Raw genomic sequence first — 13,416 nt, 5'->3', positions numbered from 1 at the left:
ATTCTCCTTGTGCTTGCTGGATGGAAAGGGGGCAGGCCGCCGGCAGCAGGCCATGCATCACCATGGGAATGCCGCTCATTGCTGACCTCCTTCTTGTGTGGTGCGGGGCACGGAGAGCACTTCCCCGCTCTTGTCCTCGCGGCCCAGGTGATAGGCGGTGACCAGGCCCGCCAGCAGCAGGATGGAGGCGAGCTCCACCGCCAGCACGTAGGGACCGAACAGGGCGATGCCGACCTCCTTGGCGCTGACGTCGGTCTGGCCCAGCGTGCCGCCGGTCACCCCGAGGATGCCCTGGGCCAGGAAACCCAAGAGGACGAGGGAGAGCAGGGCGGGTCCGCCCCAGGTGGTGGGGGTGAGCCACTTCTTCTCCTGATCCTGGGCCGAGCCCAGGTTCAGCATCATCACCACGAACACGAACAGCACCATGATGGCGCCGGCGTAGACGATCACCTGCAGGGCCCCTGCGAAGGCGGCGCCCAGGCAGAAGAAGATCATGGCCACGGCGATGAGGGAGATGATGAGATTGAGCAGCGCGTGCATGGGGTTGCTGGTGCTGATCACCCGCAGCGTGCTGTAAACGGCGACCAGGGCCGCGGCATAGAATGCCAGTTCCATGATTGACTCCTAGGGCAGCAGGCTCTTGACATCGATGGGCTTGGCTTCGTTCTCGGCATCCCCTTTCGGCTTGCCGTCGATGGCCATCCCGCTCATGCGGTAGAAGTTGTAGTCCGGGTACTTGCCGGGGCCGCTGATCAGCAGATCTTCCTTCTCGTACACCAGATCCTGGCGGCGATACTCCCCCATCTCGAAATCCGGCGTCAGCTGGATGGCGGTGGTGGGGCAGGCCTCCTCGCACAGGCCGCAGAAGATGCAGCGGGAGAAGTTGATGCGAAAGAACTCAGGGTACCAGCGGCCGTCTTCCCGTTCCGCCTTCTGCAGGGAGATGCAGCCGACCGGGCAGGCGACGGCGCACAGGTTGCACGCCACGCAGCGCTCGTCGCCGTCAGGGTCGCGGGTCAGCACTATGCGGCCGCGAAAACGCGGGGCGGCATAGACCGGCTGTTCCGGGTAGCTCAGGGTTTCGCGAGGGCGCCAGGCATGGGAGAAGACCATCCCTAGGCTGCGCAGTTGGGTGCCGACACCCTTGATAATGCTCGTAATTTTCATTGGTGCCTCATTACATGTTCAGCAGCACGACTGCGCCTGTGACCAGCATGTTGAGCAGGGTCAGGGGCAGGCACACTTTCCAGCCAAAGGACATCACCTGGTCGAAGCGCGGGCGGGGCAGGGAGGCCCGCAGCAGGATGAAGAACACCATGAAACAGGCGGTCTTCAGGGCGAACCAGATGAAGGGCGGCAGCCAGGGGCCGTGCCAGCCACCGAAGAAGAGGGTCACGATGAGCGAAGAGATCAGCACGATGCCGATGTACTCGCCTACGAAGAACAGACCCCACTTCATGCCCGCGTACTCGATGTGATAGCCGTCGGCGAGCTCCTGCTCGGCTTCCGGCTGATCGAACGGGTGGCGGTGGGTGACGGCGACCCCGGCGAACAGGAAGGTGACGAAGCCCAGGATCTGGGGGATCACGTTCCACATGCCGGCCTGGGCCTCGACGATGTCACGCAGGTTGAAGCTGCCGGTCTGGATGACGATGCCCATGAGCGACAGTCCCAGGAACACCTCGTAGGAGAGGGTCTGGGCCGAGGCGCGCAGGCTGCCGAGCAATGAGTACTTGTTGTTGCTCGACCAGCCGGCGAACAGCACGGCGTAGACCGCCAGCCCCGCGATGGCCAGGATGTAGAGCAGGCCCACGTTGAGATCCGCCACGCCCCAGGTGGGGGTGATGGGCACCACCGCAAACGCCAGGATGAAGGCGGTGAAGGCGATGATGGGGGCCAGCACGAAGATCCGGCGATCCGCGAACGGCGGGATCCAGTCCTCCTTGAAGAACATCTTGACCATGTCGGCCGCCAGCTGCAGCAAGCCGAAGGGGCCAACCCGGTTGGGGCCGTAACGATCCTGCCAGAGTGCCAGCAGACGGCGCTCAATGAAGCTCATGAAGGCACCGGCCCCCACTATCCCCACCAGCACGATCAGGGCCTTGCCGATTTCCAGCAACAGATCAATCAGCGCATCGCTCATGCGATCACCTCCTGCAGGTTATCGAGAAGGGCGTGGTGCAGCGCGGTCGGCAGACCGTTGACGCCGAGCGGCAGCCCCACCAGACCCTGGGCCAGCTTGTCGCTCAGGCGCAGGGCCAGGCGCCAGTGGTTGCCACCCCAGGAGAAGGCGACCTGACTGCCGGCGCCCAGGGCCAGACGCGCCGCGTCGGCCGGATTCAGCACCAGGGCGGGCTCGCCCATGCGGGCCTGGATGACCGGACTGCGGGCGGAGAGCTCTTCGCCGCCGAACAGCTGATCGTAACTCACCACCTGCAGGGCTGCCTGGGCGTGGAAGGGGGCGGGGATGACATCGAACCAGCCGAGGCTGTTCTCGCCCGGCTCCAGCAGGCGACGGCCGGGATCCCCGGCGCGCAGGTTGCCACCCACCTCGTCCTGGAACTTGTTCCAGGCGGAGGGCGAGTTCCAGCCCGGTGCCCAGGCGAATGGCACCTGGGAGAGGGGCTGGCGGGCACCGGCGTAGCCTTCCATGGAGAAGGCGAACGGGGAGTCGGGATCCTGCGCCACCCTGGGCTCGCTCACGTTCTGATCCGCCAGCATGGAGGTGCGGCCGCTGTAGCGGTGCGGCTCGCGGGCGAGCTTCATGCCGCGGATGCGCAGGCCGGCGTTGGGAGCAGGCTCGCGCATGGTGCTGAGCTGCGGGGTGCTGGCGGCGCACTCGGCGCTCACGTCGTCGAAGGTGCTCCAGCGCAGGGGCTTGCGCGCCAGCGTCCCCTGCAGGGCGGCCAGCCAGCGCCAGCCCTCGCGCACCTGGATGTCGGCGTCGTAGAAGGCGGGGGAATAGACCTGGAAGAAGCGCTGGGCGCGGCCTTCCATGTTGATAAGCGTCCCGTCGCCTTCGGCGAAGCTGGCGGCGGGCAGCACCAGGCTCGCCTTCTTGGCGGTCTGGGTGTCCTGGTGGTCCACCAGCAGCAGGTGCTGCAGGCGATCCAGGGCGGCATCCACCCGGCTGCGCGGCGCACGGCGGTAGAGATCGTTCTCAAGCACCACCAGGGCGAGCTGCTCCTCCCTTTCGATACGCTCGAGGGCGCTCTCCAGCGGGGCGGCATCCCGGGCCAGCATGGCCAGCCCCAGGCTGTTGGCCTCCTGGGCCACCAGTGCGAGCTCCACGGCCTGGCCGCGGCCCTTGAGGGCGCGGGCGATGTTGCTGGCCGCCTCGACCAGCGCCAGTGAACGGGCACCATTGCCTGCGATGATGAGGGGCTTCCTGGCGCTGCCCAGCAGTTCGGCCCAGCGGGTGGCCAGGGCCTGCTGCTCGGGGGCGAGATCCGTCGGCGCCGGGGCGGTGCCGTCAAGCAGGTGCGCTATGGCAAAGCCGAGGCGCGCCTGATCCGCGTGAGGGGCGTGCAGGGTGCCGCTCGCCACGTCGTCCAGACGGGTGGCGTCCAGGCTGGTGATGAGCAGGGGATAGCGTTCATTCTGGGCCAGGGTCTGCACCGCAGCGACCTGCCAGAGATCCACCTTCAGCTTGCGGGCGATCTCGCGGCCCTTGCCCTTGACCGCCTGGCGCAGGGCCAGGGCGATGCGGGCGGCAGTCTGGGTGACGTCCTCGCCGAGCACCAGCACGGCGTCGGCCTCCTCCATGTCGCGCAGGCTGGGGGTGCGCACACCGCCCTGCTCCAGGATCTGCAGCATCTTCTGCAGGCAGGCCCACTCGCTCTGCTCAACACCAGAGTAGAAGTTGGCGGCGCCCACCAGCTCGCGCAGGGCGAAGTTGCTCTCCAGGGAGGCGCGGGGCGAGCCGATGCCGATGACGCCGGAGGCGGTGCGCAGGGCGTCCGCGGCGCGGTTCAGGGCACCGTCCACCGTGATGGCCAGCTTGTCGCCGCCATCTTGCAAGAGGGGCTGGCGGGGGCGGTCGGCCAGGTTGACGTGACCGTAGCCGAAGCGGCCGCGATCGCACAGGAAGTAGTGGTTGAGGGCGCCGTGGAAGCGGTTTTCGATGCGGCGCAGCTCGCCGTAGCGCTCACCCGGGCTGATGTTGCAGCCGACCGAGCACCCCTGGCAGATGCTGGGGGCGAACTGCATGTCCCACTTGCGGTTGTAGCGCTCGGAGTGGGTCTTGTCGGTGAAGACGCCGGTGGGGCAGACCTCCACCAGGTTGCCGGAGAACTCGCTCTCCAGGGTGCCATCCTCGACCCGGCCGAAGTAGACGTTGTCGTGGGCGCCATAGACCCCGAGATCCTCGCCACCGGCGTAATCCTTGTAGTAGCGCACGCAGCGGTAGCAGGCGATGCAGCGGTTCATCTCGTGGTTGATGAAGGGGCCCAGATCCTGGTTCTGGTGGGTGCGCTTGGTGAAACGGTAGCGGCGGCTGTTGTGGCCCGTCATCACCGTCATGTCCTGCAGGTGGCAGGCGCCGCCCTCTTCACACACCGGGCAGTCGTGGGGGTGGTTGGTCATCTGCCACTCCACCACCGTCTTGCGAAACTCCTTCGCCTCTTCGTCCTCGATGGAGATATAGGTGCCATCGGTGGAGGGGGTCATGCAGGACATGACTAGGCGGCCGCGCTTGTCGTCGGCATTCTGATACTGTTTGACCGCGCACTGGCGGCAGGCACCGACGCTACCCAGCGCCGGGTGCCAGCAAAAATAGGGGACGTCCAGACCCAGCGACAGACAGGCTTGCAGCAGGTTGTCTGCCCCGTCTACCTCGTACTCTTTACCGTCTACATGAATGGTTGCCATACAACTTCCCTGAAACCTGTTTTGTGAAATCGGCTATTGCCCGATGCGTCCTGGCGCTTACCAGCGCTCGCCCAGCAGGTTGGGCTGGATACCCTTGAACAGCTTGTGATTGTCGTGGGGCGCCTTGACCCCGGCCTCGAATTCGGACCGGAAGTACTTCATCGCACTGCCAAGGGGCTCGACGGCGCCGGGGGCATGGGCACAGAAGGTCTTGCCCGGGCCGAGGAAACTGACCAGCTGCTCCAGGGTGGCGAGATCCTCGGGTTGGCCCTCGCCCCGCTCCAGCGCCCGCAGCAGCTTGACGCTCCAGGGCAGGCCGTCGCGGCAGGGGGTGCACCAGCCGCAGGATTCGCGGGCGAAGAACTCCTCCATGTTGCGCAAGAGGCTCACCATGTTGATGCTGTCGTCCACCGCCATGGCGAGGCCCGTCCCCATCCGGGTGCCGACCTTGCCGATGCCGCCGGCATACATCTGGGCATCCAGGTGCTCGGGCAGCAGGAAGCCGGTACCGGCGCCGCCAGGCTGCCAGGCTTTCAGGCGATAACCGGGCTTCATGCCGCCGGCATAGTGCTCGAACAGCTCGCGGGCCGTGATGCCAAAGGGCAGCTCCCAGAGGCCGGGGTTGTTCACCTTGCCGGAGAAGCCCATCAGCTTGGTGCCGTGATCCTCGGAGCCAGGCAGCGCCAGTCCCTTGTACCATTCGACACCGTTGCCGATGATGGCGGGCACGTTGCACAGGGTCTCGACGTTGTTGACGCAGGTGGGCTTGCCCCAGACGCCGGAGACGGCGGGGAAGGGGGGCTTGGCCCGCGGGTTGGCGCGCCGTCCTTCCAGGGAGTTGATAAGCGCCGTCTCTTCGCCGCAGATGTAGCGGCCGGCGCCGGTGTGGACGAACAGCTCGAAGTCAAAGCCCGAGCCCAGGATGTTCTTGCCGAGGAGCCCGGCGGCCTTGGCCTCTTCCACGGCGCGGCGCAGGTGAATGGCGGCATCCACGTACTCGCCGCGTAGGAAGATGTAGCCGCGGTAGGCCTTGAGGGCCCGTGCCGAGATGATCATCCCCTCGATCAGCAGGTGGGGCAGCTGCTCCATCAGCAGCCGATCCTTGTAGGTGTTCGGCTCCATCTCGTCGGCGTTGCAGAGCAGGTAACGGATGTTCATGCTCTCGTCCTTGGGCATCAGGCCCCATTTTACGCCGGTGGAGAAGCCGGCGCCGCCGCGCCCCTTGAGGCCGGCGTCCTTGACGGTGCTGACGATGTCGTCCGGGCTCATCTGGCCCAGCGCCTTGCGGGCGGCCTCGTAGCCCTGCTTGGCCTGGTACTCCTCGAGCCAGACCGGCTGGCCGTCGTCCCGCAACCGCCAGGTGAGCGGGTGAGTCTCGGCGGCGCGGGGGATGCGGTTGGCGGTGCCGAGGGAGGCGAGTGTCTTGCCTGGCTGGATGCTCATGGGTAGGCCTCCAGGGTCTTGAGCAGGCTGACGGCGTCGAGCCCGCCGTAGGTGTCGTCATCGATCATGATGGCCGGCCCCTTGTCGCAGTTGCCGAGACAGCAGACGGGCAGCAGGGTGAAGCGGCCGTCCGGGGAGGTCTGGCCGGGGGCCAGATTGACGACCTCTTTCAGACCGGCCAGCAGCTGCTCGTGGCCGTTGATGTAGCAGACCATGCTGTCGCAGACGCGGATGATGTGGCGACCCACCGGCTGGCGGAAGATCTGGCTGTAGAAGGTGGCGACCCCCTCCACGTCGCTGGCGGGGATGCCGAGTTCGGCACCGATGGCGTGGATGGCGCCGTCGGGCACCCAGCCGCGGGCCTGCTGCACTATCTTTAGCGCTTCGATGCTGGCGGCACGGGGATCTTCGTAGTGGTGTTTCTCGTGTTCGATGGCATCGCGTTCAGCCTGGCTCAGGACGAAATCGCCCTGTTTGCTGCTGCATGCCCCTTGCCCTTGTGGGGTCTGGTTATTGTGACACTGACATTGGCTCATGACTTGACCTTTTGTGGCTTTTCCCTTTACTGCGCGTCTTGCCCTTCGCCCCGTCGGTCGGGGCGAGAGGACTCAACGATCCACATCTGACATAACGAAATCGATACTGCCCAGGTAGACGATGAGATCCGACACCATCTGGCCGCGGATCACCGAGGGGATCTGCTGCAGGTGGGCGAAGCTCGGGGTGCGGATCCGGGTCCGGTAGCTCATGGTGGAGCCGTCGCTGGTCAGGTAATAGCTGTTGATCCCCTTGGTCGCCTCTATCATCTGGAAGGACTCGGCGGCCGGCATCACCGGGCCCCACGACACTTGCAGGAAGTGGGTGATCAGGGTCTCGATGTCCTGCAGGGTACGCTCCTTGGGGGGCGGAGTGGTGAGCGGGTGATCCGCCTTGAACGGCCCTTCCGGCATGTTCTTCATGCACTGCTCTATGATGCGCAGGCTCTGGCGGATCTCCTCGATGCGCACGGTGGCGCGGTCGTAGGCATCCCCGTTGGCGCCCACCGGCACCTCGAACTCGAACTGATCGTAGCCGGAGTACGGGCGCCATTTGCGCACGTCGAAGTTGAGGCCGGTGGCGCGCAGACCGCCCCCCGTGGTGCCCCAGGCCAGCGCCTGCGCCGTGTTGTAGGCGGCGACGCCTATGGTACGGCCGCGCAGTATGCTGTTGCGCATGGCCGCCTTCTCATACTCCATCAGCCGCTTGGGCAGCCAGCTCAGCAGGTTGTCCTGGATGAGGCGGGCCCAGCCCACCGGCAGATCGTGGGCCACGCCGCCGATGCGGAACCAGGCCGGGTGCATGCGCGCGCCTGTGATGGCCTCGATGATGGTGTAGATCTTCTGCCGGTCGGTGAAGGTGAAGAAGACCGGGGTCATGGCCCCCACGTCCTGGATGTAGGTACCGAGGAACAGCAAGTGGCTCTGGATGCGGAACAGCTCCGCCATCATGACCCGGATCATGTCGACCCGGGCCGGCACCTTGATGCCTGCCAGCTTCTCGACCGCCAGCACATAGGGCAGGTTGTTCATCACGCCCCCCAGGTACTCGACCCGGTCGGTGTAGGGGATGTAGCTGTGCCAGGACTGGCGCTCGCCCATCTTCTCGGCGCCGCGGTGGTGGTAGCCGATGTCGGGCACGCAGTCTCGGATCTCCTCGCCGTCGAGCTGCAGCACCAGGCGGAAGGCGCCGTGGGCGGAGGGGTGGTTCGGGCCGAGGTTCAGGAACATGTAGTCCTCGTTCTCGTTGCCCCGGGCCATGCCCCACTCTTCGGGCTTGAACAGCAGGTTGTCCTGTTCCTGATCCTGCTTGACCGCATCGAGCATGAAGGGGTCGAATTCGGTGGCCCGTGCCGGATAGTCCTTGCGCAGCGGGTGGCCCTGCCAGCTCTTGGGCATCATGATGCGGGTGAGATGGGGGTGACCCTCGAAGGTGATGCCCATCAGATCCCAGACCTCCCGCTCGTACCAGTTGGCGTTGGGGAAGTGGCGCGTGACGGTGGGCAGGTTCAGATCGCCCTCCTTGAGCGGCACCTTCAGCATGACGTCGGCGTTGCGGTCGATGGAGATGAGGTGATAGAAGACGGTGAAGTCGCTGTCCGGCAGGCCGTGGCGATGGCTGCGCATCCGCTCGTCGGTGGCGCTCAAGTCAAACAGCATCACGAAGGGGGAGGGGAGCTTTTTCAGGAAGCCCATCACGTCCAGCAGCAGCTCGCGGGAAAGCCAGATGACCGGCACACCGGTACGGGTGCTCTGCACGGTGAAGCGCTCGGCCCCGAAGTGGGCGAACAGCTCGCCGACCACCTGGGCATCGCCATGATCTGAGGTCTGCCACTGGGCCATGGTGTAGTTGCTTGGGAATTCTCGAGTCAGTTTCATGGTCAGATCTCATCCGGCGTGCGCAGGTTGGTGACTTGGATGCGCTCGCCGCGCTTGCGATCCTTCTCGGCCTGCATCTGGGGACGGTAGATCCCCTGATCGCCGACCACCCAGGAGAGGGGACGGCGCTCCTTGCCGATGGAGTCCTGCAACAGCATCAGGGCCTGCAGGAAGGCCTCGGGACGGGGCGGGCAGCCCGGGATGTAGACGTCGACCGGCAGGAACTTGTCGACACCCTGAACGACCGAGTAGATGTCATACATGCCGCCCGAGTTGGCGCATGCTCCCATGGAGATGACCCACTTGGGTTCGAGCAACTGCTCATAGAGTCGCTGGATGACGGGAGCCATCTTGATGAAGGGGGTACCGGCGATCACCATGAAGTCCGCCTGACGGGGCGAGGCGCGAATGACTTCGGCACCGAAACGGGCCACGTCGTGGGGGGAGGTGAAGGCGGTACACATCTCCACATAGCAGCAGGAGATGCCGAAGTTGTAGGGCCAGAGGGAGTTCTTGCGGCCCCAGTTGACGGTGTCTTGCAGCACCTCTTCGAGACGCCCGATCATGATGCCGCGGGTCGCTTGCTGCGCCAGTGGATCATCGACGGTCTGGCGCTGTTCCTGGGGGTAGCGCTCGACGGGCGCATCCGGGTCAATCCGGGTCAGGGTGTACTTCATGGTGCAACCTCAAAGAGATAATCGGTAGTTCAGTCTGGTTTCTTGTCAGTTAGGACACGCTTCTTCGGGGCCCAGTCGAGGGCGCCGATGCGCCACAGATAGATGAGGCCTACCAGCAGCAAGGTGATGAAGATGGTGGCTTCGATGAAGCCGACCCAGCCGCTCTCCCGCACGGAGACGGACCAGGCAAACAGGTAGAGCGCCTCGACATCGAAGATGACGAAGAACATGGCGACCAGATAAAACTTGGCGGAGAAGCGCAGGCGGGCGTTGCCGACAGAATCCACCCCGGATTCGAAGGGTTTGTTCTTGGCTCGACCATAGGCTCGCCCCCCCAGCAAGGCTGCCAGGCCTATCATGGTCAGGCAGATACAGATGGCGCCAATGATGTAGACAGCAAAAGCCCAATGCTGGACGGCAATATCAGCAAACATATAGGTTTTTCCCTAACCAAATTAATCATGTGACTTAACAAGGGTGTTACGTAGTATGCCACTTTCGTACTGATTTACATGTCATTTCAAAGGATTAATTATTAATCACCAAGATGAAAATCTGGTTTTGCTAGCGGGGTCAAGTTTCCCATTTGAGAGTCATTTTCAATAACGACCATGAGGTGCGGGAAATCGCGAGAACGTTTGAAAAATAAACTAATCAGCGCAAATGAAAGACCCCGCCAGGGCGGGGTCTGTTGTCAGGGGGTGAGGAGGGGAAGCGCCTGTTCGGCGGCCTTGCCCTGGGAGAGCACTATTTCCACCCGCCGGTTGGCCTGGCGGTGGGTCGGGGTGTCGTTGGGATAGCGGGGCTGGGTGTCGGCCACACCCTGGGCGATGACCCGGCGGGAGTCGAGCTTGGGGTTGGTCAGCAGGGTGTGGACTATGGTGGCGGCCCGCAGCACCGAGAGCTCCCAGTTGTTGCGGTAGAGTTCCACCGGGGCCTGGGAGCTGTCGGTGTGGCCGGTGACCACCACCATGCCGGGGATGTCCGCCAGCACGTCGGAGACCTTGTTGACCAGGGGGATGAACTGGGGCTGCAGGAAGGCTGAATCCGCCGGGAACAGGGTCTTCTCGCCGATGCGGATCACCAGCTGGCTGCCGAGCTGCTCCACCTCGATCTCCTTGGACTCGATCTGGCTCTTTAGCTGCTGCTCCAGCTTCTGCTTGGTGCTGGTGGTCCAGTCCTGCTCTTTGGTCTTGTGCGGCCAGGATTCGGTCGCGCTGGGTTTCTCGGACGCGCCTATGGTCTCGTTGAAGGGATCGGCGGCCGACGCGGGGGCCTCCGTCTCGAGCACCTTCTCCTTGTCGGAGGTCCCCGGCGTGGTCTTGGACTCGGGCTCCAGGATGCCGGTTCCCCCCTGCATCACGGGGGAGCCCGCGGGCAGGGAGATGAGGCCTATCTTGCCGAGGGATTCGATAAAGCCCTGGATCAGTACCCGGGTCTCCGACTGCTTGGCCATGGCGAAGGAGTAGAGTACCACGAACAGGGCGAACAGCAGGGTCATGAAGTCGGCGTAGGAGACCAGCCAGCGCTCATGGTTCTCCGGCGCCTCAGCCTTTTTCTTTTTCGCCACCATGGCCTCCGAGGTAGGGTTCAAGGGTCACTTGCAGCCGCTGCTGTGACTCGCCGTCCACGATGCACAGGATGCCGGTCAGGGTCATCTCCTTGTAGTGGCGGATCTGGTGGGCGAAGCCCTTGTAGCGGTTGCCAAAGGGCAGGAAGATCAGGTTGGCGGCGCCCACCCCGTAGATGGTGGCGATGAAGGCCACCGCGATGGCGCCCCCCAGCTTGTCCGGCGCATCCAGCAGCCCCATGGCGTGAATGAGGCCGAACACGGCCCCGACGATCCCCATGGTCGGGCAGTAGCCCCCCATGGCCTCGTAGAATTTGACGGTCTGCTCGAGATCTTCCTGCTCGAACTCGATCTCGTTTTCCAGCACCTCGTGGATCTTGGTCTTCTCGTAACCATCCACCATCATCTGGACCCCCTTCTGCAGGAAGGGATCCTTGATGTCGTCGATCATCCCCTCCAGCGCCAGCATGCCGCTGCGCCGTGCGTTGCCCGCGAGGGTCTCGAGCAGCTGGGCCTGCTCCAGCATGTCGAGGCGCAGGGGAGAGATGAGCCACTTGAAGCGTTTGAAGGTTTTGCCGACGACCGAGAAGGGGAATTGAGTCAGCGCCGCCCCCACGGTCCCGCCGATGACGATAAGAAAGGCGGGCAGATCGAGCAGGGCGCTGGGATGTCCCCCTTCGATGATGTTGCCGCCCAGGATGGCAGCCAGGGCCAGCAGCAGACCAATCAGACTCATTTGTCCATATCCTATGCGATGTGTGTGGCTAGTGTAGCTATTTAACTATCAGTTTTTCAAAACGATATCCAATCGGTGAGCAAATATCCGGGGGGCTGCACCGACAGGGAGACACCTCCCTGTGTCGGCCAGAACGGGAAGATCATAAGGGCAGGAAAACGAGGATGACGGGCTTGTCCATCGGGCGCGATGGGGCGAGGGCGGGCTTGTGCAACGCTGGAAAGCGAAGGGGGGGCTGCGGACTGCGTTTTGAGGCCAGTCGCCTTGTCTGCACCCGGTGAGGGGGCTGGCTTTTCCCTTGCGGCATTTGCGGGCAGGCCGGTGTGGAAAGCAAAAAACCGACCCTGAGGTCGGTTCTTTAGAATTTGGTGCTGGGTCGGGATTGATTCGCGCCGTCCCTGGCACTCGCCCTGCGGGCAGCCTGCGGCTGTCCAAGGGGGCTGTCCAAGGGGGCTGTCCTGCCCCCTTGTCGAACCAGGGTTAGAACCGAGCCGCCCATCACCGGATAAAGTAAAAGGGCCTGTCTTGCGACAGGCCCTTTTACTTTATTTCGGTGTATGGAGATGGTATTCACCTGACAGTTGCCCACAAAAGGGAGTGGTCATACGGCTTCAAACCGGATAACAAAACGGTACCCCTACCGTGTTATCTGGAGTCACCGTATGACCACCAACGAGAAAGTAGCACGTCGCAAACTCAGCCTGCTAGAGCTCGCCAAAGAGCTCAATAATGTCAGCAAAGCCTGCAAGCTCATCGGCTACAGCCGTCAGCAGTTCTACGAAATTCGCCGTAATTACCAGACCTATGGCGCCGAGGGATTGCTCGACAAATTGCCCGGCTGTAAAGGGGCTCATCCCAATCGGGTCGCTCCCGAGATTGAACAGGCCATCCTCGATTACTCCCTCACCAGACCAACTCATGGCCCGCTGCGGGTCGCGCAAGAACTGGCTCTGCAAGGCATCAATGTCAGTGCGGGCGGTGTGCGTGGCGTGTGGCAACGGCACGACTTGCTCTCCAAACACGACCGCTTGCTGCGCCTTGAGAAAACTCACCGGGAGCAGACCATTGAGCTCAATGACGAGCAGATTCGCCTGCTCGAACGCTTCAGCCCCGAGTTTCGCGAACGCCAGATTGAGGTTCACTACACCGGAGAACTGGTGGCGGTCGACACCTTCTTCGTCGGCGCGCTCAAGGGGGTTGGCAAGGTGTATCTGCAAACCGTGCTGGACTGCTATAGCCGCCACGCCTGGGGACGGCTCTACACCAGCAAGCTGCCGGTGACCTCGGTTCATGTGCTCAATGAAACGGTACTGCCGTTTTTCGAGGCCCACGAGGCACGGGTCTATACCATCCTGTCGGATAACGGGCGCGAGTTCTGTGGACGAGCTGACCACCATCCCTACGAGCTGTTCCTGCAACTGGAGGGGATTGAGCACCGGACAACTAAGGTACGCAGGCCGCAGAGCAACGGCTTTATCGAACGGCTGCATCGCACACTGCTGGATGAACACTTCCGTATCAAGGGGAGGACGACCTGGTATGAGTCGGTAGAACAGATGCAGACAGACCTGGATAGCTACCTGGAACACTACAACACCCAGCGGCCACATCAGGGCAGGATGATGGAGGGACAGATGCCTTACAGCATGTTCAAGAAGGGTCTGAAATTGATACCGAAGGAAGTGCGCACTAAAGTAGCGTAAACAA

The 13,416-nt window shown here is 63.5% G+C and carries 12 protein-coding genes; 1 reads left to right on the top strand and 11 read right to left on the bottom strand.

Annotation, left to right across the window (positions count from 1 at the left end):
- Positions 1–75: 75 nt before the first annotated feature.
- The 11 genes from nuoJ to I6L39_RS18195 all read right to left on the bottom strand — a co-directional run bounded on the left by nuoJ (position 76) and on the right by I6L39_RS18195 (position 11,709).
- Positions 76–615 (bottom strand): NADH-quinone oxidoreductase subunit J, encoded by a 540-nt coding sequence (gene nuoJ / locus I6L39_RS18245; RefSeq protein WP_042076572.1) that lies wholly within the window; start codon positions 613–615, stop codon positions 76–78.
- A 9-nt stretch (positions 616–624) separates the two neighbouring features.
- Positions 625–1,167 carry an NADH-quinone oxidoreductase subunit NuoI gene (nuoI, locus tag I6L39_RS18240; RefSeq protein ID WP_042076570.1) on the bottom strand — a complete coding sequence of 181 codons (543 nt, stop codon included), beginning with the start codon at positions 1,165–1,167 and terminating at the stop codon, positions 625–627.
- Positions 1,168–1,177: 10 nt separating this feature from the next.
- Entirely contained in the window at positions 1,178–2,143 is a 966-nt protein-coding gene (nuoH, locus tag I6L39_RS18235) for an NADH-quinone oxidoreductase subunit NuoH (protein ID WP_042076569.1), read from the bottom strand.
- Positions 2,140–4,869, bottom strand: a complete 2,730-nt coding sequence (nuoG, locus tag I6L39_RS18230) for an NADH-quinone oxidoreductase subunit NuoG (RefSeq protein WP_216990440.1) — start codon at positions 4,867–4,869, stop codon at positions 2,140–2,142. Before nuoG ends, nuoH begins: the two co-directional genes overlap by 4 nt.
- A gap of 57 nt (positions 4,870–4,926) precedes the next feature.
- Positions 4,927–6,312, bottom strand: coding sequence for an NADH-quinone oxidoreductase subunit NuoF (gene nuoF, locus I6L39_RS18225; protein WP_216990439.1), 1,386 nt, complete (start codon positions 6,310–6,312; stop codon positions 4,927–4,929).
- On the bottom strand, positions 6,309–6,848 hold the full coding sequence (gene nuoE, locus I6L39_RS18220; RefSeq protein WP_084202673.1) for an NADH-quinone oxidoreductase subunit NuoE: 540 nt from the start codon (positions 6,846–6,848) through the stop codon (positions 6,309–6,311). The genes nuoF and nuoE overlap by 4 nt, the downstream gene beginning before the upstream one ends.
- A gap of 72 nt (positions 6,849–6,920) precedes the next feature.
- Positions 6,921–8,690, bottom strand: coding sequence for an NADH-quinone oxidoreductase subunit C/D (gene nuoC, locus I6L39_RS18215; protein WP_209428957.1), 1,770 nt, complete (start codon positions 8,688–8,690; stop codon positions 6,921–6,923).
- A gap of 38 nt (positions 8,691–8,728) precedes the next feature.
- Positions 8,729–9,403: an NADH-quinone oxidoreductase subunit B family protein gene (locus tag I6L39_RS18210; protein WP_042076564.1), complete on the bottom strand. Its 675-nt coding sequence runs from the start codon at positions 9,401–9,403 to the stop codon at positions 8,729–8,731.
- A 29-nt stretch (positions 9,404–9,432) separates the two neighbouring features.
- Entirely contained in the window at positions 9,433–9,837 is a 405-nt protein-coding gene (locus tag I6L39_RS18205) for an NADH-quinone oxidoreductase subunit A (protein ID WP_042076561.1), read from the bottom strand.
- Between the two features lie 260 nt (positions 9,838–10,097).
- A complete protein-coding gene (locus I6L39_RS18200; RefSeq protein WP_216991840.1) occupies positions 10,098–10,976 on the bottom strand; it encodes a flagellar motor protein MotB in 879 nt (292 codons plus the stop codon).
- Positions 10,951–11,709: a flagellar motor protein gene (locus tag I6L39_RS18195; protein ID WP_042076558.1), complete on the bottom strand. Its 759-nt coding sequence runs from the start codon at positions 11,707–11,709 to the stop codon at positions 10,951–10,953. Before I6L39_RS18195 ends, I6L39_RS18200 begins: the two co-directional genes overlap by 26 nt.
- 662 nt (positions 11,710–12,371) lie before the next feature.
- Between I6L39_RS18195 and I6L39_RS18190 the strand changes: the two genes are divergently transcribed.
- A complete protein-coding gene (locus tag I6L39_RS18190; protein WP_216990438.1) occupies positions 12,372–13,412 on the top strand; it encodes an IS481-like element ISAs19 family transposase in 1,041 nt (346 codons plus the stop codon).
- The last annotated feature ends 4 nt before the right edge of the window (positions 13,413–13,416 follow it).

Source organism: Aeromonas sp. FDAARGOS 1409 (assembly GCF_019048705.1).
In the GTDB taxonomy this organism is placed as follows: Bacteria; Pseudomonadota; Gammaproteobacteria; order Enterobacterales; family Aeromonadaceae; genus Aeromonas; species Aeromonas sanarellii.
The sequence above is the reverse complement of the archived record's forward strand: the minus strand, read 5'-3'. Positions and strand labels throughout refer to the sequence as shown.